The sequence below is a fragment of the Aureimonas sp. AU12 genome, from assembly GCF_001463705.1.
GTDB lineage: Bacteria > Pseudomonadota > Alphaproteobacteria > Rhizobiales > Rhizobiaceae > Aureimonas.
The window spans coordinates 24,373-50,433 of the sequence record NZ_BBWH01000040.1 but is presented as its reverse complement, the minus strand read 5'-3'; the positions used below and the strand labels follow the sequence as shown (position 1 = coordinate 50,433).

Below are 26,061 nucleotides of genomic sequence, written 5' to 3'. Positions count from 1 at the left end.
GCGCTTCGAGCCGCGCGGCCGGGCGGTCAGGCCGCCTTCGTCTTCGGCGATGCCGCCTTCTTCGTCGAACGCGCGGACTTCGCGGCGTCGTCCTCGTCTTCGGCGTCGATATCGAGATCGGCGTCGGCCTCCGCATCGTCGTCGCTCATTGCATCGCCGAGACCTTCGGCGATCTCGGTGAGGCGGGCGTCGGCCGCCTTCTCCTCGGCCAGCGTCTCGGCGAAGAGCGCCGCCGCCTCGTCATGGCCGAGCTTCGTCGCCCAGGTCTTCAGGAGGCCGTAACGGGCGATCTCGTAGTGCTCCACCGCCTGCGCGCAGCCGATGAGAACCTGATCGGCGGCGTCCGTCCCGCCGAACTCCTCCAGATCCTCCTCCATCTCCGAGACGATCCCGGTCATCGCCTCGCAGGTCTTGGCGCGGGCCGGCTTGCCGATGAGTTCGAAGACCTGCGTCAGGCGCTCGACCTGCGTCGCGCTCTCCTCGGCGTGGTCGGTGAAAGCCTGTTTCAGCTCGTCGTCCTGCGCCGTCTTGGCTGCCTTCTTCAGCGCCTTCACCGACTGCTTCTCGGCATAGTAGACGTCCTTCAGGGTCTCGTAGAAGGCGTCCGCGAGGGTCTTTTCCTTGGCCATGTCCGTCGATCTCCAACCCTTGGCGCCACGATCATCCGAGGCGCCGTGATGGGAATGGAAGCCGGCGGGCCTGTGGAGCGTTCCGGGTCTGGACGGCTGGATTTCCATCCACGGCTATCGGTCGCGCGCGATGGGGTTCGACGCGTCGAGGCGGGCGTCAGTCCTCTCCCGGCGTGGCCGGCCAGCGCACCAGCGCCTCGTGCCCGGCGGGCGTCAACTCGTAGAGCCCGCGCGCCGGATTGGCGAACCAGCCGTAGACGTTGCGCTTGAGGATCGCCTGGGCGCGCGCCGACTGTGCCTTGAGGTCGCGTGGCCGGGTCGGTCCGCCCACCATCGCGCGGGCGCAGGCGAGCGCCTCCTGGCGGTAGACGGTCATGATCGGCGCCCGCGTCGAGCCGCCGAGCGCCGGATCGCCCTTGCGGCGGCGATGCTCGTCGACGAGGCGAGAGCGCCGGCGCGGATCGCGGCGCGGGGCCGGCGCGGCGGGGGAGAGAAGAAGATGCACGGCATCGTCCGCGCCCACCGCCAGCAGGCCGAAGCCGAGGCGCCGGCAGAGATTGCGAAAGCGCGGATCGCCCTCGCGGCCCTTGCCTTTCAGCGAAAGCCGCGCGGCCAGCCACACCTCGTCGGCCACGGCCGCCCGCTCGACGCCCTGCAGCACGAGTTCGAGATTGAACTGCAGCTTCAACTCGCAGACCACCGCCACCGGCGACTCGCCTGCGCTCAGCGCCAGAAGATCGCAGCCGCCGATCTCGCCCTTCACCTCGTATCCGAGCCCTTCGAGAAAGCGCTTCACGGGGAGGTAGAGGCTGGTTTCATGCATGGGCGGTTGGGTCCGGCGACGAACGGTTCGCCGGACCTACGGCATTTGGGCGGAGAAGTCAGCGAATGCGCATCCCCGCGCTCGCGTCGTAATGCAGCGGCTTGTCGGATTTCGGCAGCGGCGCGTCGGCGGCGCCGATCGTCACCCCGTTCGGCCAGTCCGGCGGGCAGATCGCGACATAGCGCGCATAGCCGCCGAGCCCGCCGCCGAACTTCGGATACCCGATGGCGATCAGCGCCCCGGTTTCGGGGACCTGGTCCAAGTTGGCGACACCCTCGGCCTGTGCATAGCCGTTGTGCATCAGCCAGTACTCACCCTCGAGCGTCGGCGTGGAATCGGTGTCGAGCGGCTCGTGACCGTGGAAGAGAATCTTGCGCTCCTCGTGCAGGAATTTCAGCGCCGCCAGCGAGACGCCCGGGAAACGCTTCATCTTGGCGAGTTCGGGATCGGGCCAGCGCTTCGACCAGTCGGAGCGCACCATGACCACCGAGCCCTCGGGAATGCGTCCATGCGCCGTCTCCCACGCCTCGATGTCGGCGACCTGCAGGTGATGATTGTCGTCGGCCTTCAACTGCTCGACGATGGAAATGACCACGAGCGGGCGCACCGCATAGGTGGCGGGAAGTTCGTCGATCGCCGGATATTCCGGCGCCCAGTGCGCGGGCGGATCGAGTTGGGTGCCGAGCTGGTCGGTCCTCAGCGTGTACTCGGTCGCCTCGAAGCCATGCTTCTCGTAGGTGTAGGGCTCGCCAGCCTTGGCGTAGCCCTCGATGTCCGAGCCGGCCTTGGCGGGGCCGAACGTTGCCTCGGCAAAGCCCGACCAGACGGGGATGGCGGGCGTGATCGTGTGCGTGAGGTCGACGTATTTGGCCGATTTGAGCGCCGAATTGTAGACGGCCCAGAGCCCGTCGTTCTCGCCCGCCCGGGCTGCGCCCGCGAGCCACGTCCATGCCGCGAGCGCCACCAGCGCTCCCGCCGAAACCCGTGATCCCCTCATCGTCGTTCCCCGTTCGCGAGACGCCCGGTGGCACCGGGCCGATCCCGTCAGAGTTTCGCGAATGCAGGCCGAAGTCGAGGCGGGATCGTCACGGCGGCGAACTTGTCCCAAGGCTTCGGCGGCACCCCCTCAGTAGCCGATCGCCGCGCCCGCCGTGGCGCGGCTGTCGATGGCGCCGAAATAGCGGTCGGTGCCGTTTGGTGAGGGCGTCTTGAGGCTCGGGCCCCCGACGAGGATGCCCGCCGCTTCGCCCCAGATCGGCCAGTCGGGATCCTCGCGCACATCGTAGCCCATGCCTGCGAGAAGGCGGATCGTGTCGGGCGAGAGGGCGCGCGGCTCGATCGTCACGCGGTCGGGCTGCCATTGATGGTGGATGCGCGGCGCGTCGATCGCCTCCTGGATCGTCATTCCGTGCTCGACGACATTGAGGATGGCCTCCAGCGTGATGGTGATGATGCGCGAGCCGCCGGGGCTGCCGATCACCATCACCGGCGCGCCATCCTTCGAGAGGATGGTCGGGCTCATCGAGGAGAGCGGGGTCTTTCGAGGTGCGATCGCGTTCGCCTCGCCCTGCACGAGGCCGTAGAGATTGGGAACGCCGGGCTTCTGCGTGAAATCGTCCATCTCGTTGTTGAGAAGGACGCCCGTGCCCGGCGCCATGACGCGCGCGCCGAAGGAGCCGTTCAGCGTGTAGGTGACGGCCACCGCGTTGCCGTCGCGGTCGATGATCGAATAATGCGTCGTCTCGGTGCTCTCGCCCATGCCGGCGGGCTTGAGGGCGGCCGAGACGCCGGCGCGGTAGGGCGCGATCTTGGCGCGGATCGAGGCGGCGTAGTCGTCCGAGAGAAGCTTTTCGACCGGGTTCTTCACGAAGTCGGGGTCGCCGAGCGCCGAGTTGCGGTCGACGAAGGCGTAGCGCATCGCCTCCACCATCCAGTGGACGGTCTCGGCCGAGCCGAAGCCGGTATAGGCGAGCGGATAGCCTTCGAGGATGTTGAGGATCTCGCAGATGATGACGCCGCCCGAACTCGGCGGGGGCGAACTATCGATGCGGTATCCCTTGTAGTCGCAGGTGACGGGGGCGAGTTCGCGCACCTTGTAGTCGGCAAAATCCTGCGCCTCCAGGATGCCGCCATGGGCGGCGCTCGCCTGGGTGATCGCCGAGGCGGCGGGGCCGCGATAGAAGCCGTCCGCGCCGCGATCGGAGATCGTCTGGAGCGTGCTGGCCAGATCGGTCTGCACCAGCCGCTCGCCGACCCGGTAAGGCTCGCTGCCGTTCTTCAGGAACACGGCGGCCGCGGCCGGGTCCCTGGCCAGATCCGCGTTGCCCGACAGGAAGCTCTCGACGTCGCCGGGCGAAAGCGCGAACCCGTCCCGTGCCAAGGCGATCGCGGGCGCGATCAGTGCCGGACGCTCCTTCGAACCGTAGTGCTCGCGGGCATATTCCAGCCCCGCCACCGAGCCGGGCACGCCGACCGCGAGATAGCCGTCGGTGGAGAGGCCGTCGACCGGATTGCCGTCGGGGCCGAGATACATGTCTTTCGTGGCGCGGCCGGGCGCGCGCTCGCGAAAGTCGAGGAAGGTGGTGCGGCCGTCCTTCAGGCGGATCGTCATGAAGCCGCCGCCGCCGAGATTGCCGGCGGTGGGATAGACGACGGCGAGCGCGTAGCCGACCGCCACCGCCGCATCGACCGCGTTGCCGCCGGACTTCAGGATGTCGACGCCGACCTGGCTCGCCAGCCTCTGCGCCGTCACCACCATGCCGTTCTCGGCGGCCACCGGTGCGGGCGAGGCGGCGAATGCCTGGATCGGCAGCGCGAGCGCGACCGCGACGAGACCGGCCGTGAACCGGGCCGCCATGCGCCGCGTGGTGAGGGATCGGTGGGCCATGGCATCCTCCCGTGGCGCCCGGCCCGAACGTGGGTGGTGCCGGCGCTTGACGCCGAGACTGCGACAGCGGGCGGCGCTTGTCACCCCGTCATGACGAGCGCCGGGACGCGAAACCTCGTTTCAGCCAGACGAAACACGATCGTCCCGGCGCGACATCGCAGCGTAACGGCGGAGGGCGACAAGACCGCCGCATCGAGGGCGGCCGATCCGCCGCCTCGCCCCGAAGGAGAACTCGTCATGATCCGCCCCTTCATCCGCATCCCGATCCTTGCCCGCCTGTCACAAATGCTGCGCCGCACTGAGGACAAGCCGGCCGCGCGCCGCTCGGCGTCGTTGCAGACCCTGAGCAACCACCAGCTCGACGATATCGGCTTGGTGCGCGTTCGCTGCGGTCGGCGCATCGTGCGCACCACCGACTTCGGCTGAGCCCGCCCGGTCAGGCCGCGATGTCGATTGCCCGTTCGCCGCGCACGGCCGCGACGCCGTCGCGGATCACCTCGATCGAAACGGTCCAGCGGCCGGGCGTCAGCGGACGCTTGCGCCCCGCGAAGGCCGAATAGGCCGCCTTGTTGCCGGGCAGCGGCTCGCTCGATCCTTCATAAAAGACCTCGCCCGTCGGTCCGGTCATGCGGAAGGCGATCGTGTCGCCGGCCCGCAGGTTGGCGAACCAGCCCCAGACGATCGACGACGCGCCGCCCGCCTTCGGCGCCGCAGGGCCGCCCTCGACCACGAGGCGGTCATAGTCGACGGCCGCGTCCGACAGGCCGAGATCGAGGATCGCCGTGGTGGAGCGGGCGAGCACCGCCGCCGCGTCCGGCGCGAACAGCGTCGCGGCCTCCGTGGTGTCGGCCACGCACCCCGAGCCGACCGCATGACCGGTGACGGGATCGAGCTTCTCGCCGTTGCGGCGCACCGACAGGTGGACATGGGGGAATTCGGCCATGCCGGAGGCGCCGATCTCGCCGAGCTTCGTGCCTGTCTCGACGCGGTCGCCCGTCTTTACCGCGACGCTGCCGCGGCGCATGTGGCAGTACTGCGTCTCCCAGCCGTTGCCGTGGTCGATCACGACGCCGTTGCCGCATTCGACCTTGGCGACGGCGGCGCGAGCCTCGGGCGTCGAGGCCAGCCGGTCGGGCATGGCGTCGCGCCCGCCCTTCACGGTGCCCGGCGCCGAGGCGACCACCGGCACGCCGCCTGCGACGTCGCGCATCGAGCGCACGCGGATGTCGATTCCGTCATGCCCGTCATAGGTGGCGCCGCCGCAGAACGGGTCGGCGGTCTCGGGGCCGGCGGCCATGTCCGGCAGCTGCTGGACGAAACAGTCGGTGCCGACCGCGCAGGTCACCGGCAGCTCGAATTTCGGGCTCTCCTGCGCCATCGCCGGGGAGGCGAGACCCGCGAGAAGCCCGGCGGCGGCCAGTGCGAGGCGGCGATGATGGGGGCGATGCGTCATGGCGGCGGTCTCCGGCGTCGGTCCTGCCCTGCCGCCTTCCCCCGCGAACCCGCCTTCTTCAAGGCAGGCGGTCATTGACGCGCTCTGTTGCGGTGTGGGGGTCGGTTTCGGCGGGGCGTCGTGGAGGGCACCCTTCCGGTCTCGAAATGTCGATGAAGGGGAACGGACTGCAACCGTTGCGAAGACCGATGCCATCGAGAAGGGCCTGCGCGTGTTTTGTGCAGACGTGAAACGTGAAGCATGCCTGCGACGGATCCGCGCGCCGGCCCCTGTCATGCCCCTCGCTCTTCGGCTAAGCATCCGTCCGCGCTTCCAGAACCGGGATGCGAAAGGGACGGGACATGGTCGCCACCGATATCGCCACGCGGGTCTGGAACCACACGTTCAAGCTCGACCCGATCGTGCGCTCGCTGCTCGACACCGATTTCTACAAGCTCCTGATGCTGCAGATGATCTGGGGCCTACATCGCGAGACGGCGGTGACGTTCCGGCTGATCAACCGCACCAGGACGGTGCGCATCGCCGACGAGATCGACGAAGGAGAGCTGCGCGCCCAGCTCGACCACGCCCGCACGATCCGGTTTTCCAAGCGGGAGATGATCTGGCTCGCCGGCAACAGCTTCTATGGCGAGCGGCAGATCTTTCGCCCCGCCTTTCTCGACTGGCTGCGCGACTTCCAGCTGCCGCCCTACGAACTCAGCCGCCGCGACGGCCAGTACGAGCTGATGTTCTTCGGCCGCTGGACCGACACGATGATGTGGGAGATCCCCGCGCTCGCCATCATCAACGAGCTGCGCTCGCGCTCGGCGATGAAGGATTGCGGCCGCTTCGAACTCGACGTGCTCTATGCCCGTGCCAAGGCCAAGATGTGGGAGAAGGTCGAGCGGCTCGACAAGCTGCCGGCCATCCGCATCTCGGATTTCGGCACCCGCCGGCGCCACTCCTTCCTGTGGCAGCGCTGGTGCGTGGAGGCGCTGAAGGAAAAGCTCGGCAGCCGCTTCCTCGGCTCCTCCAACGTGCTTCTGGCCATGGAGACCGACCTCGAGGCGATCGGCACGAACGCGCACGAACTGCCGATGGTCGCCGCCGCGCTCGCCCGCACCGAGGAGGAGCTGCGCCGCGCACCCTACGAGGTGTTGAAGGAATGGCAGAGCTGGTACGGCGGCAACCTCCTCGTGGTGCTGCCCGACACGTTCGGCACGGCGTCCTTCCTCGAGAACGCCCCGGCCTGGGTCGGCGACTGGACCGGTTTCCGCCCCGATTCGGCGCCCCCGATCGAGGGCGGCGAGGCGATCATGGCGTGGTGGCGCTCCCAGGGCATCGACCCGCGCGAGAAGCTGCTCGTCTTTTCCGACGGCATGGATGTCGGCACCATCGAGGAGACCTACCGCCATTTCGACGGGCGGGTGCGCATGAGCTTCGGCTGGGGCACCAACCTGACGAACGACTTTCGCGGCGTCGCTCCCGAGGAGCGGCCGGGCCTCCATCCGATCTCGCTCGTCTGCAAGGTGATGGATGCCGACGGGCGCCCGGCGGTGAAGCTGTCGGACAATCCGGCCAAGGCGACGGGGACGGCGGCCGAGATCGAACGCTATCGCCGCATCTTCGGCGCCGCGGCGGATATTCCCCGCGACGTCGCGGTTTGAGAAATTCCGACCTTCAAAACCGAGCCGTGATGCGGCAAACCGCTGCGATGAACCCGAGCGGCGTCTTTTGCGACGTCGCATCGTCCCCATCTGACGGGGCGAACCGATCCTCCCCGAAAGGGCCTCCCCCGAAAAGGGCCGCATCATGAACGCCATCGTCCAGCCCGCCGCGATCGATCCCGCCGCGACCGAAAAGGGCGACGCGCCCGCCTTCCCGATCCCCGCCAACGTCTTCGCCGAGACGGTGACGGAGGTGAAGCATTACACCGACTCGCTCTTTAAGTTCCGCATGACGCGGCCGGCGAGCTTCCGCTTCCGCACCGGCGAGTTCGCCATGATCGGCCTGCCCAACGCCGAGAAGCCGGTGTTCCGCGCCTATTCGATCGCCAGCCCGTCCTGGGACGAGGAACTGGAATTCTTCTCGATCAAGGTGCCGAACGGCCCGCTGACCGAGCACCTGCAGAAGATCCAGCCGGGCGACACCGTGCTGATGCGCAAGAAGCCGACGGGCACGCTCGTGCTCGATGCGCTCATTCCAGGTCGCCGCCTCTATCTCTTCTCGACCGGCACCGGCGTCGCGCCCTTCGCCGGCGTCATCCGCGATCCCGAGACCTACGAGAAGTTCGAGCAGGTCATCCTTACCCATACGACCCGCACGCTCGCCGAGCTTCACTATGGCGAGGAGCTGGTCGAGGGGATCCGGACCGACGAGATCCTGTCGGAGATCGTCGGCGACAAGCTGCTCTATCACGGCTCGGCGACGCGCGAGGGCGACCACAAGGGCGAGCGCATCACGACGCTGCTGGAGACCGGCAAGCTCTTCGCCGATCTCGGCCTGCCGCCGATCGACCCGGCCGTCGACCGCGCGATGATCTGCGGCTCGATGGACATGCTGAAGGACACGGCCGCGCTTTGCGAGAAGTTCGGCCTGGAGGAGGGCGCCAACTCCAAGCCCGGCACCTATGTCGTGGAGCGCGCTTTCGTCGATTGATCGAGGCGTTCGCAGCCGCCGGCGCGGCGTCTCGGCCGGTCCGGCGTGCGGGTGGTCTCTGCGATGCGCCTGCTTGTCGCCGCGCTGGCTTTGACGGCGGGCGTGTCCCTCTGATACCTCGGCGGCCAGGGGAACATCCCCGGCGTGTGTCGCCCCAACCGTCGTCCTGCCGGTTCGGCGATCCGCGAGGCCCAAGTCGAGGAGCCCCCGGTTGCAAGCGATCTTCGTCCAGTTCAAGTGCCGCGCCGGCCGGGCCTATGCGGTGGCCGACGCGCTCGTCGAGACCGTCGAGGAGATCTCCGAGGTCTGGTCCACCTCCGGCCATTACGACCTCATCGCCAAGTTCTATCTGCCGGCCGACCGCGACATCGGACATTTCGTCACCGAGCGGCTGCAGACGGTGGACGGGGTGTCCGACACGTTCACCACCGTCGCGTTCAAGGCCTTCGGCCGTGCGTGAGCGCCCGGCCTCGCGCGGGGGTTTTCGCGCATGAGCGCGCGGTGTCGTCTGGCGGCGGCCGTCGCCTCGCCGATCGAGGCGCGCAGCGCACTCGAAGCCGGGGCCGACTATGTTCTGGCACCCGCCCGGCGCGAACGCCCGCAATTCGGCATTCCCGACCGGCTGCGCGACGGCGGCGAGGTCGATCTCCTGTTCGCGGTGGCCGGCGACGAGGCGATGCCCGCCGAGCCGTTGCGGGTGGCGCGCATCCGCAGTGCCGGCGATCTGGCGGTGCTGCGCGGCGGCGACTATGCGGCGGCGTTCCTCGATCCCGAGCGGGCGCTGCTGCGTGCCGTGTCGCTGGAGACGGTGGCGCAGTTCGCGCGGGCCTGCCGCGAGGCGCGCCTCGAATGCTGGCTCGGCGGCTCGCTCGAACTCCCCGACATCCCGCGCCTTCTGGTGGTGCGCCCCGATGCGCTCGTCTTCGAGCGCCTCGACCCCGACGGGCTGGCGGCCGCCCGGCGCATGCTGCATGCCGACCGGCGCTTCGATCCCGCGGCCCCGACCGACCGGATCGTCATGCGCAACTTCGTCCTGCCGCTGATCGTCGGCGCCTATGATTTCGAGCGCGACCGGCCGCAGCGCGTGCGCTTTTCGGTGGATGCCGACGTGCGCCGCGCCCCGCCGGGCGCGCGGGGCGTCGGCGACATCTACTCCTACGATCTTGTGATGGACGCCGTCAGGCGTCTGACCGAGCGCGGTCACACCGACCTCGTGGAGACGCTGGCTGAAGACCTCGCCGCCGATCTCCTCGGCGACGGCCGCGTCGCCCGCGTCATGGTGCGAGTCGAGAAGCTGGATCTCGGGCCGGAATCGGTCGGCATCGAGATCCGACGAGACCGAAACGAGACGCTAATCGATTGAAACTCCTCGCTGTTGCCGCAGTGCAGCGACGTTTCACGGGAACTTTGCAAACCGGCGAAAACTTGTCCAAACTAGGGCTGGCCGTGCGGGATCGCGCTGCCGGCATGCGTTGAGGAGAGCGGACCCATGAAGGACATGCTGATCGTCAAGTTCGGCGGAAGCTCGATCGCGTCGCCGGATCTGCGCAAATGGGTCCAGGCGATCGAGAAGAGCGCGCGGCCGCTGGTGATCGTGCCCGGCGGCGGCCCCTTCGCCAACACGGTGCGCCAGTTCCAGACCCGCATCGGCTACGACAACGACACCGCGCACCGCATGGCGATCCTCGCCATCGAGCAGTTCGGCCACGCGCTCGTCAGCCTCGGCGAGAAGCTCGTCGCCGCCTCGACGCTCGACGCCATCGCGTCGGCGCAGGAGCGCGGTCTCATTCCCGTCTGGATGCCCGCCAAGCTCGTCTTCCGCGCCGAAGAGATCGAGCACACCTGGAGCGTGACGTCCGACAGCCTCGCGGCCTGGCTCGCCAGCCGGATCCCCGGCTCGACCCTCTGCCTCATCAAGCAGATCGACCTTCCCGCCGGCTCCAGCCTGCAGGCGATTTCGGCCGCCGGCGTCGTCGACAGTTCCTTCTCGGCGCTGCTGCATCCCGCGACGCGCGTCTATGTCGCCGGCCCCTCGGATCTGGCGCTCGCGGCACGCCGCCTCGGCGAGGGTGTCGCGCCCGGCCGTGAAGTCGCGTCCGAAGCCCGCAGTCCCGGCTTCGTCGAGGCCGCGCAGTGAGGCCACGGGGCGCTTCCGCCGCATGCTGACGCCGAACGCGCGTTGCCGCTCAGTCCCGTCATGACCGAACTCCTGCGCGAGTTCGACGCGCTATCGAACAACCGCTCGCTCGCCGTGCCGCAGGAGCGGGTGATCGGTCGCCATCAGCGCGCCGACGGAGAGACCGCCGTCGTCTTCGGCCCGGTGGCGCTGCCGTCGGGATCGGCGACGCGCATCCGCCGCCTGCATCAGGCCGGCTCGCTCAAGCTGCGCTTTCCACGCCTGCCGAAACCCGGCGCCGAGGCCATCCTCGTCAATACCTCGGGCGGCCTCACCGGTGGCGATCGCCTGCGCCAGCGCTTCGAGGTCGAACCGGACGGCGATCTGACGGTGACGACGCAGGCCTGCGAGCGCGTCTACCGCTCGCTCGGCGGCGACGCCGAGGTCGCGACGGTGCTCAGGGTGGGGGAGGGCGCGACGCTGCGCTACCTGCCGCAGGAGACCATCCTCTTCGACGGCGGGCGTCTTCGCCGCTCGCTCGATCTGGAGGCTTGCGCCTCCAGCCGCTTCCTTCTCGTGGAGAGCGTCATCCTCGGCCGCGAGGCGATGGGCGAGAGCGTGCGCACGGGCCGCCTTCGCGATCGCTGGCGCATCCGCCGAGATGGCGCCCTCGTCTTCGCCGACGATCTCGACATCGACGCCGACGAGGCGGGTCTCGTCGATGCGCCTTCCGCGCTCGGCCGGCACCGCGCCTTCGCGACGATCGTCTGGCAGAACGGCACACCGGAAGCCGATCTCCCGGCGCTGCGCGCGATCCTCGAAGACCCCGATGGCCGGGTGACGGGCGGCGCCAGTACGGTCGCGCGCCTCGGCGTCGCGCGTCTGGCGGCGCCGAGTTTCCATCTCCTGCGACGCCGTCTCGTTCCCGCGCTCGCGCTTCTAGCGCGGGACGGGCTTCCGCTTGTATGGTCGCTGTGACCCGATTCGGCCCGGACAAGGACGCTTCCCGATGAACCTCACTCCGCGCGAGAAGGACAAGCTGCTCGTCTCCATGGCGGCGATGGTCGCGAGGCGGCGTCTGGAGCGCGGCGTCAAGCTCAACCACCCGGAAGCCATCGCGCTCATCACCGACTTCGTGGTCGAGGGCGCGCGCGACGGGCACTCGGTGGCCCATCTGATGGAGGCCGGCGCGCATGTCGTCGGGCGTCATCAGGTGATGGAAGGCATCGCCGAGATGATCCACGACATCCAGGTCGAGGCGACCTTTCCCGACGGCACCAAGCTGGTGACGGTGCACGAACCGATCCGCTGATCGTCCGAACTTGGCCGGATCCCGGGTCGGTCGCGTCAGTGCGTGACCGCCGCGAGTTCCTCGTTCGAAACCGGCGCAATGAAGCGGAAGGTCCGCGAGGTGCTGGAATAGTAGGCCTGTCCGCTGCGCCCCTCCATCGTCACGTGGCGCGTGAAGAACGGATCGGGCGTGCCGGCGGGCGTTGCGGCCGCGGCCAGCGCGCCGATGGTGATCATCGCTCCCGTCCAGATCGGCTTCATCGCGTGCCCGTGTCCCTGCGTCCGGCCGAACCCGCGATCCCTCATGGGCGACCGGGCGGCTCGTCAGAGCTTCGCTTCTAGCAGGGCAAGGTTTCGTCCGCGTGTCGCGCTGCGGCAGGATTTGTATCGAATTGAATCCGGGGTCGATCGCCGTCGGTCGCGGGCGATGGCGCGGCCTTTGACAGGGGCGCTCCGAGCTTTCATGATCGGGCTCGCGACCCGCATGTTGCCAGGGTCGCAGGACCCATGCGAAGTGCGCTTCGGCGCGACCGATCTCCGGGCGCCTGTCGACCTGAACGAGGGACAACCATGCTGAAACGACTTGCCGCCGCCGCCGCCATCCTCATCGCCGCGACGGCTCCGGCTCTCGCCCATCTCGATCCGGCCGCGCACGGCTCCTTCATGGCGGGTGTCACCCATCCCGTCTTCGGCATGGACCATGTTCTCGCGATGGTCGCGGTCGGTCTCTGGGCCGCCATGATCGGCGGTCGCGCGGTGATCGCCGTTCCCGCAGCCTTCGTCGCTGTCATGCTGGCCGGCTTCGCGCTGGCGCTGACCGGCGTCTCTCTGCCCTTCGTCGAGCCGGCGATCCTCGCCTCGGTGGTGGCGCTCGGCCTCCTCGTCGCGATGGCCGTCCGTCTTCCGGTCGCGGCCTCCGCCGGCATCGTCGGCGTCTTCGCTCTCTTCCACGGCTTTGCCCATGGCGGCGAACTTGGCGGCGCCGGCGCACTTTCCTTTGCGCTCGGTTTCGCCGTCGCGACCGCGATGCTGCATGCGGTCGGTGTCGCGCTCGGGCTGGCGCTCGGCTCGGGCCTCGGTCTCGGCGATAAGGCGGGCCGTCTCGTCTCGCGCCTTGCCGGCGGCGCCACGGCGCTGGCCGGCCTCGCGCTCATGGTGGGCTGAGCCATGATCCCCGGCGAAATCCTGGTGCGGGACGGCGAGATCCTCCTCAATGCCGACGCGCAAGCGATCACTCTCCATGTCGCCAATCGCGGGGACCGGCCGATCCAGGTCGGCTCGCACTATCATTTTGCCGAGACGAACCCGGCGCTCGACTTCGACCGCACGGTGGCGCGGGGCACCCGCCTCGACATCGCCGCCGGCACCGCGGTGCGCTTCGAGCCCGGTCAGTCGCGGGACGTGCGGCTTATTCCCCTCAGCGGCGACCGGATCGTCCACGGCTTCAACGCCAGGGTCTCTGGCGCGCTCTGAGGGCCGCCGCGCCACTCGTCAGACATGAGAAAGGCGCCCGCGAGGCGCCTTTCTCATGTCCCGTTCCTCGTCCTGAGAAGGCACTATGTGCCCTCTCGAACGTCAGTTGCCGTGCGCATCCGGTGTGGCGTTCGGGCCGGCCCGCAGCGCCGAGCGGATCGCGTCGAGATCGACGTTCACGCGGGCCCGCGGAATGTTGTAGAGCGCCGCCGGCCCCGAGCCTGAAATGCTCTGGAAACTCGAGCCCGTTCCCGTTCCGACGCTCGAACTGCCGGAGCTGCCGATCGTCGTGGCCGCGCCGACATTGCCCGAACGGGCTACGGCATCGGCATTGACCGAATCGATCGAGGTCGATCCGGCGGTGGCGCGCTGCTGGGTGGAGGTGGCGCTCGACCCGAGGGCGCCGCCGCTGGAGCCGATCGGGTTGGACGCTCCGCCGAGGCTCGGCGAGGACGAGGAGCCGCCGCCGCTGATGCCGCCGCCGGATGCGCCGCCGATCGACTGGGCGAGGGCCGGCACTGAGAGCACGGCGAAGCCGAGTGCGACGGCGGTGAAAACGGACTTCGTGCGCATTCGGATCTCCTGGAAACGGATCGACGACAATGAAGAGGGCGGTTCGATCTAAGCGATGAACCTTTCGAAACTCTATGGGATCAAACTCGGATCGACGCGTGCCGTTCCCACCGGCGGCAGGCCGGACGCTCGGCATCGATTTCGGCAGAGCCGAACCCGGCGTGCCCGACCGGTTCCGCCCCGGCTCGCTAGCGCCCAGGTGCAGCTTTGTTCGGCACGATCCGCGCTCGCCCGTTCGGCGAGATCGGCCGGGTCACGCCGCTGCGATTGATCACCGAAGGGTCGGAGCGCGCGAAGTCTCCCGCCGTATCGGCTTCGATCGTCGAGCGCCCCTCGGCCGCGCGTAGCCGCGTCTGCGATCCATCGGCATCGGGCCGGGGAATGCGGGGTTTCAGATAGGAGTTGTCGTAGTCGCGCCCGTAGGTCCGTTCTTCCACCGTGTCGCCGAAGACCGGGGCGTTCTGGATGACGAGCGGAGGGCGTGACGGCTTGGAGCCTCCGATCCGTGCGCCCGACATCGAGGAGCCGACCGGCGTTCCCATCGGGCCGGGGTCGAAAGCCTGCGCATTGGCCGCGCCCGCCGCAGCCAAGCTGGTGACGAGGGCCGGGAGGATCGAGCGGAGCATGGGCGTCATCGGGTCCGTCCTTCTCGTGACGATATCTCAGAGCGTAACGCACCGGAGCGCAAAACGTCGCGTCGAGGCGCCCGCGCGGGGGAGACAAGCTTTCGCGATCCGCCTAGTCTCGCCGCAACGCAATACCGACCGTTGCCGCGTCGACCCCGCCGGAGAGGCCCATGCCCGTCTCGATCGCCCGATCCTCCTATGCCGCGATGTACGGACCGACGGTGGGCGACCGCGTGCGGCTCGCCGACACCGACCTCCTGATCGAAGTCGAGCGCGACCTGACGACCTATGGCGAGGAGGTCAAGTTCGGCGGTGGCAAGGTGATCCGCGACGGAATGGGCCAGTCGCAGAAGAGCCGGGCGGAAGGCGCGGTCGACACCGTCATCACCAACGCGTTGATCGTCGATCACACCGGCATCTACAAGGCCGATGTCGGCCTGCGCGGCGGGCGCATCCACGCCATCGGCAAGGCCGGCAACCCCGACACGCAACCCGGCGTCACCATCGTGGTGGGCCCCGGCACCGAGGCGATCGCGGGCGAGGGCAAGATCCTCACCGCCGGCGGCATCGACAGCCACATCCACTTCATCTGCCCGCAGCAGATCGACGAGGCGCTCTATTCCGGCATCACCACGATGGTCGGCGGGGGCACTGGCCCGGCGCACGGCACGCTCGCCACCACCTGCACGCCCGGTCCCTGGCATCTGGCGCGGATGATCCAGTCGCTCGACGCCTTCCCGATGAACTTCGCGCTCTCGGGCAAGGGCAACGCCTCACAGCCGCAGGCGCTGGTCGAGATGGTGAAGGCGGGCGCCGCGGCGCTGAAGCTGCACGAGGACTGGGGCACGACGCCGGCCGCGATCGACTGCTGCCTGACGGTCGCCGACGAATACGACGTGCAGGTGATGATCCACACGGACACGCTGAACGAGTCGGGCTTCGTGGAAAACACCGTCGACGCCATTCGCGGGCGCACCATCCACGCCTTCCACACGGAAGGCGCGGGCGGCGGCCACGCGCCTGATATCATCAAGGTGTGCGGGCTGCCGAACGTCATTCCCGGCTCCACCAACCCGACGCGGCCCTACACGGTGAACACGCTGGAAGAGCATCTCGACATGCTCATGGTCTGCCACCATCTCGACGCCTCGATTCCCGAGGACATCGCGTTTGCCGAATCGCGCATCCGCAAGGAGACGATCGCGGCCGAGGACATCCTCCACGACATCGGCGCCTTCTCGATCATCTCCTCGGACTCGCAGGCCATGGGCCGCGTCGGCGAGGTGGTGATCCGCACCTGGCAGACCGCCGACAAGATGAAGAAGCAGCGCGGCAGCCTGCCCGGCGAACATGGCGACAACGACAATCTGCGGGTGCGCCGCTACGTCGCGAAATACACGATCAACCCCGCGATCGCGCAAGGCCTATCGCGCGAGGTCGGCTCGGTCGAGGTCGGCAAGCGCGCCGATCTCGTGCTCTGGGATCCCGCCTTCTTCGGCGTCAAGCCGGTGATGGTGCTCCTCGGCGGCACGATCGTCGCCGCCCCAATGGGCGATCCCAACGCCTCGATCCCGACCCCGCAGCCCATGCACTACCGGCCGATGTTCGGCGCCTTCGGCAAGGCGGTCGGCGCGTCGGGCATCACCTTCGTCTCGGGCGCGGCGATGGCCAACGGGCTGCGCGACAAACTCGGCGTTGAGAAGAGCTTCGTCGCCGTCGAGAATACTCGCAGCGGCATTTCCAAGGCTTCGATGATCCTCAACGACCTGACGCCGCACATCGAGGTCGATCCCGAAACCTACGAGGTACGCGCCGACGGCGAACTCCTGACCTGCGAGCCCGCCAAGGTCCTGCCGATGGCGCAGCGGTATTTCCTGTTCTAATCTGGCTTCGATGATCGATTCCGGCCGAGGAGAGGCGTGATGACGACCGTGAAATTGCGCATGGCCACCGGTCGCCGCGACGAACCGCCGACGTCTTCCGACGATCGGTATTTCTTCCGCTGGACCGAAGAGCAGGCCGATCTTCTGCGAGCGCGTCGCTTCGACGAGTTGGATACGCCGAACCTGATCGACGAGGTTGAAACATGGGGACGTTCGGTCAAGCGGGAGATTGAATCCCGCATGAAGGTGCTCGTCGTCCACCTGATGGAATGGCGCTTCCAGCCGGAGCGGCGTTCTCGGAGTTGGACGAGCACGATTGCCGAGCACTGCAGCCGGATCCGCCGGGAACTCCGGGACAGTCCGGGCCTGCGGGCTTACCCCGCGACGATCCTGGCAGAGGACTATGCCGTCACGCGTCTCTTGACTGCCGGAGAGACCGATCTGCCGGACGAGCGCTTCCCCGAGGTCTGTCCCTTCACGATCGAGGCGATCCTCGATCCGGGCTTCCAGCCGGACGCGGCATGAGTGATGAGGCCGCGGTCATGACTGGGTGTCGCGGATGCTGCGTCGATCCCATGGCGGTCTTCCTCTCGGATCGATGGATCCAAGATGTGACGCGGGCTGTGAGGGACGCGATGCTTCTGGACTTGTTGAAGCGCAACGCCTCAGACGTCGGGCCAGAGGCACCCAGGTCCTCGCGCTTGTGGCGGTTGAAGCGCTTCGGAACTTTGAATTCTCATCCTATGGGCGTCCCTGGCCCCCCGAGTGTCAGCAGCCCCACAACGGACGGATCGACGTGATCGACGCCCAGACCATCATCGAGCGCGGCGCGCGTGGGGGGGAGATCCCGGCCGACACGATCACGCTCGACGAGCAGCAGCGCCATCGCCGGCGCATGGCGATGGTGTCGGACGGCGGCATCGCCTTCCTGCTCGATCTCGCCGAAGCGCGGCTCCTCCAGCAGGGTGATGCCATCGTCCTGTCGGACGGGCGCCTCGTCGAGGTGCGCGCCAAGCCCGAGCCGCTCTATGGCGTGACCGGCCGGGATGCGGGCCATCTCCTCGCGCTCGCCTGGCATCTCGGCAATCGCCATCTCGCTGCCGATATCACCGAAGGCCGCCTGCTGATCCGGCGCGACCATGTCATCCGCGCGATGCTCGAGGGCCTCGGCGCCACCGTCGAGGAGATCGACGCTCCCTTCGATCCCGCCGGTGGCGCCTATGCCGGGCCGCAGGGGCACGACCACGCCCATGCCCACGCGGCGGATCACGGGACGCATCACCACCACGACCATGACTGAGGCCGACGACGCCCTGCCGGGCGTGTCAGCGAGCGCGGCGGCGCTTTCGACGGGCAGCCTCCTTCGGCTGATGAGCTGGCTCTCCCCGGCCTTTCCGGTCGGTGCCTTCGCCTATTCGCACGGGCTGGAGGCTGCGGTGGCCGACGGGTTGCTGCGAACCGGCGAGGATGTGCGTGGATGGATCGCCGCGCTGCTGCGGCGCGGCAGCGGCTGGAACGACCTCCTGCTCTTGGGCGAGGCGCATCGCGCCGTCGCAGCGGCAGACGAGGCCCGGTTGGCTGAGGCTGCGGACCTCGCCGAGGCGCTGGCGGGCTCGGCCGGGCGGCGCACCGAGACGATCGATCTCGGCGCCGCCTTTGTGCTGGCGTCGCAGCCGTGGCAGGGCGGCACCGCATCCGCCATGCCCTATCCCGTCGCCGTGGGCGCTCTCGCCGCTGCAAGCGGCATCGGGCGAGAGGCCGCGCTCGCCGCCTATGCCCATGCCTTCACCGCGACGCTGGTCAGTGCCGCGGTGCGGCTCGTGCCGCTCGGGCAACGCGATGCGGTCGGCCTTCTCCATGCGCTGGAGCCACTGATCGCGGCGACGGCACGTCGTGCCGCGGCGGGCTCGCTCGACGATCTCGGCTCGGCGGCGATCCTGTCCGAGATCGCCGCGATGCGTCACGAAACCCTCGTCACAAGGCTGTTCCGCACATGAGCGATCCCATGTCCCTCGCCTCGACACGCCGCCGCCACGGGCCCCTGCGGGTCGGCATCGGCGGCCCCGTCGGCTCGGGCAAGACGACCTTGTGCGAGAAGATCTGCGTCGCGGCACGCGCCAGCTGGTCGATCGGCGTCGTCACCAACGACATCTACACGGTGGAGGATGCCGAGGCGCTGGTGCGGCGCCAGGCGCTTGCCGCCGACCGGATCATCGGCGTCGAGACCGGCGGCTGCCCGCACACGGCGATCCGTGAGGACGCCACGCTCAACCTTCGCGCCATCGCCACGCTCAACGAACGCCATCCCGATCTCGATCTCATCCTCGTGGAATCGGGCGGCGACAATCTTGCGGCGACCTTCTCGCCCGATCTCGTGGATCTTTCGATCTACGTGATCTCCGTCTGCCAGGGCGACGACATTCCCCGCAAGGGCGGGCCGGCGATCACCCGGTCCGACCTTCTCGTCGTCAACAAGACGGATCTGGCCCCCTATGTCGGCGCCGATCTCGCACGGATGGCGGATGATGCCGAGCGCGGCCGCAAGGGCCTGCCGACGATCTTCGCCGACCTGTCGCGCCGCGAGGGGCTGGCTGCGATCCTGGAAACGCTGGTGCGTCTCGGCGGCCTGCCGCCCGTGACGCTGGACGCCGCCGCCTGACGGCGCTCAACCGGTGCGGATCGTCCGGTAGGCGACCGTCTCGTAGGGAAAGGTCACCTCGCGAGCGTCCCGCAGTTCAGGCGTCGCCGCGATGAGATCGCGCAGATCCGCCTCGAAGCGCGATCGCTGGAGCGACGGCAGGTTGGCGATGAAGCTGACGGACAGGGTGCGATCGACGATCACCCGCTCGGCCTCGCCGCGCTGGTGGTTGCGCAGGCGCGTCACCTCCAGTGGTCCGAACCCTTCCGCCGGGAAGACCGCGCGCCAGGCGCCGAAGTAGAATCGCGGCGCCGTGCCTTCGTGCGGGCGCATCAACTCGCTCAGCGCGGCGACCCACGGCACGCTCTCGTCGCGAACGTTCCAGACGAGGCCGAGCGAGCCGCCGGGCCTCAGGACGCGGCGGATCTCCGCCAACGCCTCGCGGGTGGCGAACCAGTGGAACGCCTGCGCGCAGACGATGGCATCGGCGCTCGCCTCGGGGAGCGGAATCGCCTGCGCCGAGCCTTCGAGGATGCGCAGGCCCGGATGACGCGCGTTCAGCTGCGCCCGCATCTCGGGGATCGGCTCGATCGCCACGACCTCCGCCCCGGTTTCCAGCAGGCGGCCGGTGAACTTGCCGGTGCCGGCGCCGAGATCCACGGCCAGATGTCCGCTGCCAAGCCCCAACTCATCGCGCAGCCAATCGACGATCCCTGCGGGATATTCGGGGCGCCCCCGCGCATAGGCCTCGGCCTCGGCCCCGAAGCCGATACGAGCCGCCTCGTGAAGATCGGCCGGCGTCGTCATGCCCGTTCCTCCAAAGTGCGGGGCGCGACCGCTCCCGGCCGCGCCCCGACCCGTTAATTCTCCTTCGGCAGGGCGTAGGCGATGACGCTGTCGCCGCGCTTGGTGCCGAGCGAGCCATGGCCGCCGGCGATGGCGAGGACATACTGCCGCCCGTCCGCGCCCTCGTAGCTCATCGGCGTCGCTTGGCCGCCGGCGGGAAGGCGCGCCTTCCAGAGTTCCTCCCCGGTCGTCACGTCATAGCCGCGGATGTAGTAGTCGAGCGTCCCCGACAGGAAGGCGACGCCGCCGGCGGTCATCATCGGGCCGCCGAGATTGGGCACGCCCATGCGGAAGGGCAGGGGAACGGGCGAGGAATCGCGCACCGTGCCGTTCTTGTGCTGCCACGCGACCTCGCCCGTGGTGAGGTCGACACCCGCCACGTAGCCCCAGGGTGGCGACTGGCAGGGCAGGCCGAGCGGCGAGACGAAGGGCTTCAGATCCACCGCGTAAGGCGCCCCGAAGTTCTCGTTGAGAGCCGGCAGGGCCCCCTCCGGCGGCTTGGTGTTGACCACGAGTTCGCTATCGTTGGAGCGCGGCTTCAACGTCGAGACGAAGGCCAGATAGGTGGGTGTCCCGAACATCACGCCGCGGGCGGGATCGACCGCGACCGAGCCCCAGTTGAAGACGCCGAAATTGCCGGGATAGATCAGCGATCCCTGAAGCGAGGGGGGCGTGAAGCGGCCCTCGTAGCGATAGCCATGATAGGCGATGCGGCAGGCGAGCTGGTCGAACATGGTGGCGCCCCACATGTCGCGCTCGCGAAGACGGGGCGGCTCGAAGGACAGGGCGGATTTCGGTTGCGTCGGCGCGGTCTTGTCGGGGCTGACGGCGCCGCCGGGCGCCGGGCGTTCGGTGACGGGCAGGACCGGGTTTCCGTTGCGCCGATCGAGGACGAAGACTTCGCCCTGCTTTGTCGGCTGCACAAGTGCGGGAATGCGCTCGCCGCCGACCACGAGGTCGACGAGGCTCGGCTGCGCCGGCACGTCGTAGTCCCAGAGGTCGTGATGCACGGTCTGGAACACCCAGCGCACCGAGCCGGTGGCGATGTCGAGTGCGACGACCGAGGACGAATAGCGCTCGACATTCTCGGAGCGGTTGGCGCCCCACTGGTCCGGAGGCTGGTTGCCGAGCGGCACGTAGACCATGCCGAGGCCGGTGTCGGCGCTCATGATCGACCAGGAGTTCGGCGAGTTCGGCGTGTAGGTCTGACCGGCCGGCAGGGGCGCCGTCTGCTCGGGATTGCCGGAATCCCAGTTCCAGACGAGCGCGCCGGTGGTGATGTCGAAGGCGCGGATGACGCCGGAGGCTTCCTTCGTCGAGACGTTGTCGAGGACGGTGCCGCCGACGATCGCGAGATTGCCGGAAATCACGGCCGGCGAAGTCGAATAGTACGAGCCGGGATTGACCACGGGCATCCGGTCCCAGAGGTCGATCTGCCCGTCGCCGCCGCCGAAATTGGAGCAGACCGAGCCGGTGGCCGGGTCGAGCGCGATCAGCCGCCCGTCCGCCGTCGGCATGAACAGCTTGGCATCGCAGACGGCACTGGCGGCGGTGGCGGTCGCGACCGGAAGGTTCGGGTCGGCGGGATCGGCTGGCGTCGCCTGTTGCAGGGCGGCAAGCGTGCCAGATGCCGAAAGCTCGGTGGCGGTGCCGGCCGGAGCCACCGGCGGGGCGACCGCAACGGCCGGCTGCGATGCAGACGCCGCAACGGGCTGAGCCGTTCCCCGTGGTGGCTGGTAGGAGAGGCCGCGGCAGGTCAGGTGCTGGAGGGCGAGTTCGCCCTGGATCTTGGGATCGTAGCGCCAGACTTCCTGCCCGGTGGTGGCGTCAAGCGCGATGACGTTCTGATGCGGCGTGCAGAGGTACAGACGCTCGCCGATCTTCAGCGGCGTCACCTCGAACGTTGTCTCGACGGGATCGCCGGGCTGCGGCTTGTCACCGGTTTCGAACTGCCAGGCGACGTCGAGTTGCGCGACATTGGCAGGGGTGATCTGGCCAAGCGGCGAATAGCGCTGGCCGAGTTCGGTGCGCCCGTAAGCGTGCCATTCGCCGGGCGGTACGCCCTCGCCGGTGCCGGGCGCCTGACGGGTGCCGGGCAGCGAGCCCTCGACCCGGTGAAGATCGACGAACCAAGAGGTGAGCGCCACCGCCAGCGCTACGACGAGCGAGCCCGCCAGGATCGCGCCATAGCCGCGCAACGGCGTCGGCGAGACCTCGCGCCCGTCGAGCGCGTCGGCCACCGAGCGACGCCCGAGGGGCCGCGTGACCCAGGGGAGAAGGAGCAGGCCGCCGAGAACGAAGACCACATCGCCGCGTGCGGCGAGCGGCCACCAGTCGAAGCCGACCTCGTAGAGCGCCCAGATCAGCGTGCCGACAACGAGCGCGGCATAGACCGCCAGCGCTTCCGGCTTGCGGCGATAGAGCAGGATCGCGGTGACGAGGAAGAGCACGGACGCGACGATGTAGTAGCGTGAGCCGCCAACGGCTGCGAGCCAGAGACCGCCGACGAGAAGGGCGATGCCGATCACCGCGAGAAGCGCGGCCATGATCAGGGTGGGAAGCCGCTGCTGTCGCGTCATGGCTGTTCCTTCTGTCCGCACGAGCGGTCGATCGGGACACGGGCCGCGACGCCATGCGGCGATGCGGCCTCCTGTCTTCGTGAAGGGAGATGCTGCACCGCGCGGTCTCTTCAACCCGTCGTGAGCGAAGTGCCGCGCCAAAACGTCGCGCAAGCTCTGACGACCCCGGCGGGCAAGGGTTGCTGGTCTTGGGGACGGGCCTTTATTGCGCGGTCCTTAAGACAATCGGGCGCAAACCAATCTCGGGCTCGGATGACGGCGAGGCGGCGTGGGTTCGATCGACGGCAAGACGACGGCGGGAATGACGTCGCCCGATCCGCGCGTTCGGCTCGGTCCGTTCCTCGGCTTCCCGCCTGCCATCGGGGCGCTCTACGAGGTGCAGACCGGAGCGCAGCGGATCCGGATGCTGCGGGCGGTGATCCCGCTCGGGCTCGTCTTCTACAACGCCTACGACGCGACGAACTTCGTCATCGCACGCGACGTGTTCTGGTGGGCCGTCTGGCTGCGGCTCGGGGCGACGGTGGCTGGGCTTGCGATCGTCTGGACGCTGGCGCGCATGACGCCCCGCACTCGCGAGACGATCCTGACGCTGGCGATGGTCGGTGTCTCGGCGATCCCCCTCTTCCTCTTCTGGCTGTCGCGCGAGCCGCTCGGCTCCTATTCCTTCAGCGACTTCTTCCTGACCGTGGTGTTCGGCGCCGTTCTGCTCCAGCTCCGGTTTCCGGCGGCGCTTTTCTACATCGCGCTGTGCCTGGCGATGGCTCTCGCGGCCATCTGGCTGCATCGCGAACTGGAGCCGAACCTTCGCCTCGCCTTCTCGCTGCAGACCGTTTCGGTCTGCTCGTTCCTGCTCGTCGGCAACTGGCTGATGGAGCGAACGCAGCGCAAATCCTTCCTTGAGATCCATGCCCGCACGCTGCAGTCGGACGCGCTGGAAATGGCTCGCCGCGATTTCGCGGCCCTGTCGATGACGGATGCCCTGACCGGGATCGCCAACCGGCGTCAACTCGATCAGGCGCTGGCCGAGGCCGTCGCCGATCTGCAGCAGGGCCGCGCGGACGCGGCGCTCCTGATGATCGATGTCGACCATTTCAAGCGCTACAACGATGCCTACGGGCATCAGGCGGGGGATGCGTGCCTGCGCGAGGTGGCGACGGTGTTGGGTGCGGCGGTCGCCGGCCAGCCCGGCCTCGTCTTCGCCCGCTATGGCGGCGAGGAGTTCGCGGTGCTTCTGCGCGGCCGGCGGACCGGCGAAGCGCTGGCCATGGCCGACGCGCTCCAGTCGGCGCTGGCGGGACGGATGCTGGCGCATGCGCATCGGCCGGACGACAAGGCAGTGGTGACCGCCAGCATCGGCGTCGCCGCGTTCGAGGCGGGCGCGGAGCGATCGGCAGCCGATCTGGTGGCCGCGGCCGATGCCGCGCTCTACGACGCCAAGCGGCTCGGCCGCGATCGTTTCGTCCTCTTCGATCTCGGCGGTGCCGGCGAGTAACGGAGGTCAGGCCGGCAGCGTGATCTCGATCACGTCGCGAACGTGATCTCGATCTCCTCCTCGAACATCACCTCGACGAGGTTGCTGCCCGACCCGCCCCGGTCGACCACGAGAAAATCGGAGCGCTCCTCCAGCGCGACGAGTGGATGATGCCAGGTGCCGCGGTGGTAGGAGACCCCTTGCGCCCCGCTCGCGAGGAAGGCGACGGGGGCGCCCGGCCGGCCGTCCTCGTCGGGCGCCACGACCACGAGATAGGGCCGGCCCTCGAGCGGCATGAAGGCCTGACTGCCGAGCGGATGGCGCTCCAGCATCGCGATCCGTAGCGGCAGTGCGAAGGGCTTGCCCCGAAAGATCGAGATCAGCGCATGGCCGCCGCCCGCCGCGACGTCGACCGGGGCGATGTCGTGGAAGCGCGTGGTGGTGCCGTTGTTGATGAGGCGGATTTCCGAGCAGTTGTCGGGCTCGATCACCTCGCCAAAAGCTCGGAACGCCTCGGCGGTCAGCGGCCGGGCTGCGATCGAGGCGGCGGTCATGGCCGGCGCCCGTTTGGGCGGGAGGAACCGAGCCCGAGCCCGACGAGGGCAACCGGCCCTGTGGCGAAGATCGTCGCCGTGTGACGGCTCATGCGTTGTCTCCGAGAATGGCGGCGATGCGCAGCCGGGCGATCTTTTCCACCTCGCGCGTGGCGGCGGCGAGTTCGGTGGCGGGCTCGTTGTCGATGCGGCGCTCGAAGGCGGCGAGGATAGCCTGCTGGTCGAGGCCGCGCACGGCGATGATGAAGGGAATATCGAAGCGGGCCTGATAGCGGGCGTTGAGATCGGTGAAGCGCGCGAGCTCCTCGGGGGTGAGCTGGTCGAGCCCGGCCGAGCGCTGTTCCGCGTGCGAATCCTGCGTCAGTCCGCCGGCGAGCGCGAGGCGTCCGGCGAGATCGGGATGGGCCTTGAGGATGGCAAGCCGCTCCTGCGCGCTCGCTCGTCGGAACGTCGCCGTCATCGCGCTGGCAAGGCCCGCGGCGGTGTCGTGCGCGGGGCCGAGTTCCCCGTCGAAGGCGCGTTCGGCGATGACCGGCGAGTGCTCGAAGACGCCGCCGAAGAGGTCGAGGAAGACCGCGCGCTCCAGCCGGCTCGGCTGGATCCGCGGGCGATAGGGAAACTCGGCGCGCCAATGGCGGGCGATGTCGGCGCGCGTCGCCACCCAGACGTCGGGCTTGGAACGGACGTAATCAAGGAAGCGCGCGAGCGACGCCGCGCGGCCGGGACGCCCGACGAGCCGGCAATGCAGGCCGACATTCAGCATCTTAGCGCGGCCGGCCTCGCCCTCGGCATAGAGCATGTCGAACGAGTCCTTCAGGTAGGCGAAGAACTGGTCGCCGGAGTTGAACCCCTGGGGTGTGGCGAAGCGCATGTCGTTGGTGTCGAGCGTATAGGGCAGCACGAGCAGCGGCTTGGTGCGCGTCTCCTGCCAGTAGGGCAGGTCGTCGGCATAGGCGTCGGAGGCGTAGAGGAAGTCGCGCTCGGCGGCGAGTTCCAGCGTGTGCTGCGAGGAGCGCCCGGTGTACCAGCCCTCGGGAGGCGCCCCCGTCACCGCCTCGTGGATGGCGATGGCGCGGTCCATGTCGGCGCGCTCGTCCTCGATCGCGTGGTCTCGGTAGTCGATCCATTTCAGCCCATGCGAGGCGATCTCCCAGCCGGCCTCGCCCATGGCCGCGACCTGCTCGGGCGAGCGCTCGAGCGCGGTGGCGACGCCGTAGACCGTGACCGGCATGGCGCGCTCGGTGAACAGGCGCCAGAGCCGCCAGAAGCCGGCGCGCGCGCCGTATTCGTAGATCGACTCCATGTTCATGTGGCGCTGCCCGACCCAGGGAGCGGCGCCGACGATCTCCGACAGGAAGGCCTCGGACGCCTTGTCGCCATGGATCACGGCGTTCTCGCCGCCCTCCTCGTAGTTCACCACGAACTGGACGCAGATCTTCGCCGAACCCGAACCGCCGGGGTTCGGCCAGCGCGGATCGGGCGCGTTGCGTCCATAGCCGAGGAGGTCGCGGGGGTAGGGCGTGGTCATGGGAGAGGCTCCATCGAAAGACTATCGACTTGGGCGCGGCGAGGGTTCGTCGCGC

Annotated in this window: 28 protein-coding genes; 16 read left to right on the top strand and 12 right to left on the bottom strand. The window is 68.8% G+C overall.

Annotation, left to right across the window (positions count from 1 at the left end; translation table 11 throughout):
• Positions 1 to 26 precede the first annotated feature (26 nt).
• The 4 genes from AUL33_RS15830 to ggt form a co-directional block, all read right to left on the bottom strand.
• Positions 27 to 629, bottom strand: a complete 603-nt coding sequence (locus tag AUL33_RS15830; RefSeq protein WP_062210238.1) for a ferritin-like domain-containing protein — start codon at positions 627 to 629, stop codon at positions 27 to 29.
• Between the two features lie 157 nt (positions 630 to 786).
• Entirely contained in the window at positions 787 to 1,452 is a 666-nt protein-coding gene (locus AUL33_RS15825; protein ID WP_062210235.1) for a DUF2161 domain-containing phosphodiesterase, read from the bottom strand.
• 58 nt (positions 1,453 to 1,510) lie between these two features.
• Positions 1,511 to 2,449, bottom strand: coding sequence for a cyclase family protein (locus tag AUL33_RS15820; protein ID WP_062210232.1), 939 nt, complete (start codon positions 2,447 to 2,449; stop codon positions 1,511 to 1,513).
• Positions 2,450 to 2,578: 129 nt separating this feature from the next.
• A complete protein-coding gene (gene ggt / locus AUL33_RS15815; RefSeq protein WP_156419449.1) occupies positions 2,579 to 4,309 on the bottom strand; it encodes a gamma-glutamyltransferase in 1,731 nt (576 codons plus the stop codon).
• Between the two features lie 267 nt (positions 4,310 to 4,576).
• Between ggt and AUL33_RS15810 the strand changes: the two genes are divergently transcribed.
• Positions 4,577 to 4,765 (top strand): DUF1127 domain-containing protein, encoded by a 189-nt coding sequence (locus AUL33_RS15810; RefSeq protein ID WP_062210226.1) that lies wholly within the window; start codon positions 4,577 to 4,579, stop codon positions 4,763 to 4,765.
• Between the two features lie 10 nt (positions 4,766 to 4,775).
• Here the strand turns inward: AUL33_RS15810 and AUL33_RS15805 are convergent, their stop codons facing one another.
• Positions 4,776 to 5,792, bottom strand: a complete 1,017-nt coding sequence (locus AUL33_RS15805; RefSeq protein ID WP_062210223.1) for a M23 family metallopeptidase — start codon at positions 5,790 to 5,792, stop codon at positions 4,776 to 4,778.
• Positions 5,793 to 6,133: 341 nt separating this feature from the next.
• Here AUL33_RS15805 and pncB point away from each other — a divergent pair, with 341 nt between their 5' ends.
• The 7 genes from pncB to AUL33_RS15770 all read left to right on the top strand — a co-directional run bounded on the left by pncB (position 6,134) and on the right by AUL33_RS15770 (position 11,857).
• On the top strand, positions 6,134 to 7,438 hold the full coding sequence (gene pncB / locus AUL33_RS15800; RefSeq protein WP_062210220.1) for a nicotinate phosphoribosyltransferase: 1,305 nt from the start codon (positions 6,134 to 6,136) through the stop codon (positions 7,436 to 7,438).
• Positions 7,439 to 7,583: 145 nt separating this feature from the next.
• Complete coding sequence (locus AUL33_RS15795; protein ID WP_082652649.1) at positions 7,584 to 8,429, top strand: ferredoxin--NADP reductase; 846 nt, start codon at positions 7,584 to 7,586, stop codon at positions 8,427 to 8,429.
• A 211-nt stretch (positions 8,430 to 8,640) separates the two neighbouring features.
• Positions 8,641 to 8,889 carry an Lrp/AsnC ligand binding domain-containing protein gene (locus AUL33_RS15790; protein ID WP_062210217.1) on the top strand — a complete coding sequence of 83 codons (249 nt, stop codon included), beginning with the start codon at positions 8,641 to 8,643 and terminating at the stop codon, positions 8,887 to 8,889.
• Between the two features lie 30 nt (positions 8,890 to 8,919).
• Positions 8,920 to 9,792: a dihydroneopterin aldolase gene (locus tag AUL33_RS15785; protein WP_062210214.1), complete on the top strand. Its 873-nt coding sequence runs from the start codon at positions 8,920 to 8,922 to the stop codon at positions 9,790 to 9,792.
• A 126-nt stretch (positions 9,793 to 9,918) separates the two neighbouring features.
• Positions 9,919 to 10,566 (top strand): amino acid kinase, encoded by a 648-nt coding sequence (locus AUL33_RS15780; RefSeq protein WP_062210211.1) that lies wholly within the window; start codon positions 9,919 to 9,921, stop codon positions 10,564 to 10,566.
• Positions 10,567 to 10,608: 42 nt separating this feature from the next.
• Complete coding sequence (locus AUL33_RS15775; RefSeq protein WP_244492280.1) at positions 10,609 to 11,523, top strand: urease accessory protein UreD; 915 nt, start codon at positions 10,609 to 10,611, stop codon at positions 11,521 to 11,523.
• Between the two features lie 31 nt (positions 11,524 to 11,554).
• A complete protein-coding gene (locus tag AUL33_RS15770; protein WP_062210207.1) occupies positions 11,555 to 11,857 on the top strand; it encodes an urease subunit gamma in 303 nt (100 codons plus the stop codon).
• A gap of 35 nt (positions 11,858 to 11,892) precedes the next feature.
• On the opposite strand, the gene AUL33_RS15765 is transcribed toward AUL33_RS15770, so the two are convergent.
• The gene (locus AUL33_RS15765; protein ID WP_062210204.1) at positions 11,893 to 12,096 is read right to left on the bottom strand and encodes a hypothetical protein; all 204 of its coding nucleotides are present in this window, start codon (positions 12,094 to 12,096) and stop codon (positions 11,893 to 11,895) included.
• Between the two features lie 309 nt (positions 12,097 to 12,405).
• Here AUL33_RS15765 and AUL33_RS15760 point away from each other — a divergent pair, with 309 nt between their 5' ends.
• Both AUL33_RS15760 and AUL33_RS15755 read left to right on the top strand, forming a co-directional pair.
• Positions 12,406 to 12,999, top strand: a complete 594-nt coding sequence (locus AUL33_RS15760; RefSeq protein WP_062210201.1) for a HupE/UreJ family protein — start codon at positions 12,406 to 12,408, stop codon at positions 12,997 to 12,999.
• A gap of 3 nt (positions 13,000 to 13,002) precedes the next feature.
• Positions 13,003 to 13,308, top strand: coding sequence for an urease subunit beta (locus AUL33_RS15755; protein ID WP_062210197.1), 306 nt, complete (start codon positions 13,003 to 13,005; stop codon positions 13,306 to 13,308).
• 102 nt (positions 13,309 to 13,410) lie between these two features.
• Here the strand turns inward: AUL33_RS15755 and AUL33_RS15750 are convergent, their stop codons facing one another.
• A complete protein-coding gene (locus AUL33_RS15750) occupies positions 13,411 to 13,881 on the bottom strand; it encodes a hypothetical protein (protein ID WP_062210195.1) in 471 nt (156 codons plus the stop codon).
• Positions 13,882 to 14,069: 188 nt separating this feature from the next.
• Positions 14,070 to 14,516 carry a hypothetical protein gene (locus tag AUL33_RS15745; protein ID WP_062210191.1) on the bottom strand — a complete coding sequence of 149 codons (447 nt, stop codon included), beginning with the start codon at positions 14,514 to 14,516 and terminating at the stop codon, positions 14,070 to 14,072.
• A 161-nt stretch (positions 14,517 to 14,677) separates the two neighbouring features.
• Here AUL33_RS15745 and ureC point away from each other — a divergent pair, with 161 nt between their 5' ends.
• The 5 genes from ureC (at position 14,678) to ureG (ending at position 19,049) form a co-directional block, all read left to right on the top strand.
• Positions 14,678 to 16,390 carry an urease subunit alpha gene (ureC, locus tag AUL33_RS15740; RefSeq protein WP_062210188.1) on the top strand — a complete coding sequence of 571 codons (1,713 nt, stop codon included), beginning with the start codon at positions 14,678 to 14,680 and terminating at the stop codon, positions 16,388 to 16,390.
• A 39-nt stretch (positions 16,391 to 16,429) separates the two neighbouring features.
• The gene (locus AUL33_RS15735; protein WP_244492278.1) at positions 16,430 to 16,915 is read left to right on the top strand and encodes a DUF29 domain-containing protein; all 486 of its coding nucleotides are present in this window, start codon (positions 16,430 to 16,432) and stop codon (positions 16,913 to 16,915) included.
• A 271-nt stretch (positions 16,916 to 17,186) separates the two neighbouring features.
• Complete coding sequence (locus tag AUL33_RS15730; protein ID WP_062210185.1) at positions 17,187 to 17,690, top strand: urease accessory protein UreE; 504 nt, start codon at positions 17,187 to 17,189, stop codon at positions 17,688 to 17,690.
• The gene (locus AUL33_RS15725; RefSeq protein WP_374754443.1) at positions 17,641 to 18,387 is read left to right on the top strand and encodes an urease accessory protein UreF; all 747 of its coding nucleotides are present in this window, start codon (positions 17,641 to 17,643) and stop codon (positions 18,385 to 18,387) included. Before AUL33_RS15730 ends, AUL33_RS15725 begins: the two co-directional genes overlap by 50 nt.
• Positions 18,384 to 19,049: an urease accessory protein UreG gene (gene ureG, locus AUL33_RS15720; RefSeq protein WP_192843200.1), complete on the top strand. Its 666-nt coding sequence runs from the start codon at positions 18,384 to 18,386 to the stop codon at positions 19,047 to 19,049. The genes AUL33_RS15725 and ureG overlap by 4 nt, the downstream gene beginning before the upstream one ends.
• Positions 19,050 to 19,055: 6 nt before the next feature.
• Here the strand turns inward: ureG and AUL33_RS15715 are convergent, their stop codons facing one another.
• A complete protein-coding gene (locus AUL33_RS15715; RefSeq protein WP_062210182.1) occupies positions 19,056 to 19,835 on the bottom strand; it encodes a class I SAM-dependent methyltransferase in 780 nt (259 codons plus the stop codon).
• A 53-nt stretch (positions 19,836 to 19,888) separates the two neighbouring features.
• Complete coding sequence (locus tag AUL33_RS15710) at positions 19,889 to 22,453, bottom strand: glucose/quinate/shikimate family membrane-bound PQQ-dependent dehydrogenase (protein WP_156419440.1); 2,565 nt, start codon at positions 22,451 to 22,453, stop codon at positions 19,889 to 19,891.
• A 268-nt stretch (positions 22,454 to 22,721) separates the two neighbouring features.
• Between AUL33_RS15710 and AUL33_RS15705 the strand changes: the two genes are divergently transcribed.
• Entirely contained in the window at positions 22,722 to 23,945 is a 1,224-nt protein-coding gene (locus AUL33_RS15705; protein WP_062210178.1) for a diguanylate cyclase, read from the top strand.
• A gap of 29 nt (positions 23,946 to 23,974) precedes the next feature.
• On the opposite strand, the gene AUL33_RS15700 is transcribed toward AUL33_RS15705, so the two are convergent.
• Positions 23,975 to 24,478: an ureidoglycolate lyase gene (locus AUL33_RS15700; RefSeq protein WP_062210175.1), complete on the bottom strand. Its 504-nt coding sequence runs from the start codon at positions 24,476 to 24,478 to the stop codon at positions 23,975 to 23,977.
• 88 nt (positions 24,479 to 24,566) lie between these two features.
• Positions 24,567 to 26,006 (bottom strand): allantoinase PuuE, encoded by a 1,440-nt coding sequence (gene puuE, locus AUL33_RS15695; protein WP_062210172.1) that lies wholly within the window; start codon positions 26,004 to 26,006, stop codon positions 24,567 to 24,569.
• Positions 26,007 to 26,061 lie beyond the last annotated feature (55 nt).

Bases quoted from the DNA above. Each gene is read 5' to 3' on its own strand.
- AUL33_RS15750 (WP_062210195.1), bottom strand. From the start codon at position 13,881: ATGCGCACGAAGTCCGTTTTCACCGCCGTCGCACTCGGCTTCGCCGTG.
- AUL33_RS15820 (WP_062210232.1), bottom strand. From the start codon at position 2,449: ATGAGGGGATCACGGGTTTCGGCGGGAGCGCTGGTGGCGCTCGCGGCA.
- AUL33_RS15810 (WP_062210226.1), top strand. From the start codon at position 4,577: ATGATCCGCCCCTTCATCCGCATCCCGATCCTTGCCCGCCTGTCACAA.
- AUL33_RS15825 (WP_062210235.1), bottom strand. From the start codon at position 1,452: ATGCATGAAACCAGCCTCTACCTCCCCGTGAAGCGCTTTCTCGAAGGG.
- AUL33_RS15755 (WP_062210197.1), top strand. From the start codon at position 13,003: ATGATCCCCGGCGAAATCCTGGTGCGGGACGGCGAGATCCTCCTCAAT.
- AUL33_RS15770 (WP_062210207.1), top strand. From the start codon at position 11,555: ATGAACCTCACTCCGCGCGAGAAGGACAAGCTGCTCGTCTCCATGGCG.
- AUL33_RS15710 (WP_156419440.1), bottom strand. From the start codon at position 22,453: ATGACGCGACAGCAGCGGCTTCCCACCCTGATCATGGCCGCGCTTCTC.
- ggt (WP_156419449.1), bottom strand. From the start codon at position 4,309: ATGGCGGCCCGGTTCACGGCCGGTCTCGTCGCGGTCGCGCTCGCGCTG.
- ureC (WP_062210188.1), top strand. From the start codon at position 14,678: ATGCCCGTCTCGATCGCCCGATCCTCCTATGCCGCGATGTACGGACCG.
- AUL33_RS15785 (WP_062210214.1), top strand. From the start codon at position 8,920: ATGAGCGCGCGGTGTCGTCTGGCGGCGGCCGTCGCCTCGCCGATCGAG.
- AUL33_RS15765 (WP_062210204.1), bottom strand. From the start codon at position 12,096: ATGAAGCCGATCTGGACGGGAGCGATGATCACCATCGGCGCGCTGGCC.
- AUL33_RS15745 (WP_062210191.1), bottom strand. From the start codon at position 14,516: ATGACGCCCATGCTCCGCTCGATCCTCCCGGCCCTCGTCACCAGCTTG.
- AUL33_RS15830 (WP_062210238.1), bottom strand. From the start codon at position 629: ATGGCCAAGGAAAAGACCCTCGCGGACGCCTTCTACGAGACCCTGAAG.
- AUL33_RS15780 (WP_062210211.1), top strand. From the start codon at position 9,919: ATGAAGGACATGCTGATCGTCAAGTTCGGCGGAAGCTCGATCGCGTCG.
- AUL33_RS15715 (WP_062210182.1), bottom strand. From the start codon at position 19,835: ATGACGACGCCGGCCGATCTTCACGAGGCGGCTCGTATCGGCTTCGGG.
- ureG (WP_192843200.1), top strand. From the start codon at position 18,384: ATGAGCGATCCCATGTCCCTCGCCTCGACACGCCGCCGCCACGGGCCC.
- AUL33_RS15805 (WP_062210223.1), bottom strand. From the start codon at position 5,792: ATGACGCATCGCCCCCATCATCGCCGCCTCGCACTGGCCGCCGCCGGG.
- AUL33_RS15700 (WP_062210175.1), bottom strand. From the start codon at position 24,478: ATGACCGCCGCCTCGATCGCAGCCCGGCCGCTGACCGCCGAGGCGTTC.
- AUL33_RS15735 (WP_244492278.1), top strand. From the start codon at position 16,430: ATGACGACCGTGAAATTGCGCATGGCCACCGGTCGCCGCGACGAACCG.
- AUL33_RS15725 (WP_374754443.1), top strand. From the start codon at position 17,641: ATGCCCACGCGGCGGATCACGGGACGCATCACCACCACGACCATGACT.
- AUL33_RS15795 (WP_082652649.1), top strand. From the start codon at position 7,584: ATGAACGCCATCGTCCAGCCCGCCGCGATCGATCCCGCCGCGACCGAA.
- pncB (WP_062210220.1), top strand. From the start codon at position 6,134: ATGGTCGCCACCGATATCGCCACGCGGGTCTGGAACCACACGTTCAAG.
- puuE (WP_062210172.1), bottom strand. From the start codon at position 26,006: ATGACCACGCCCTACCCCCGCGACCTCCTCGGCTATGGACGCAACGCG.
- AUL33_RS15760 (WP_062210201.1), top strand. From the start codon at position 12,406: ATGCTGAAACGACTTGCCGCCGCCGCCGCCATCCTCATCGCCGCGACG.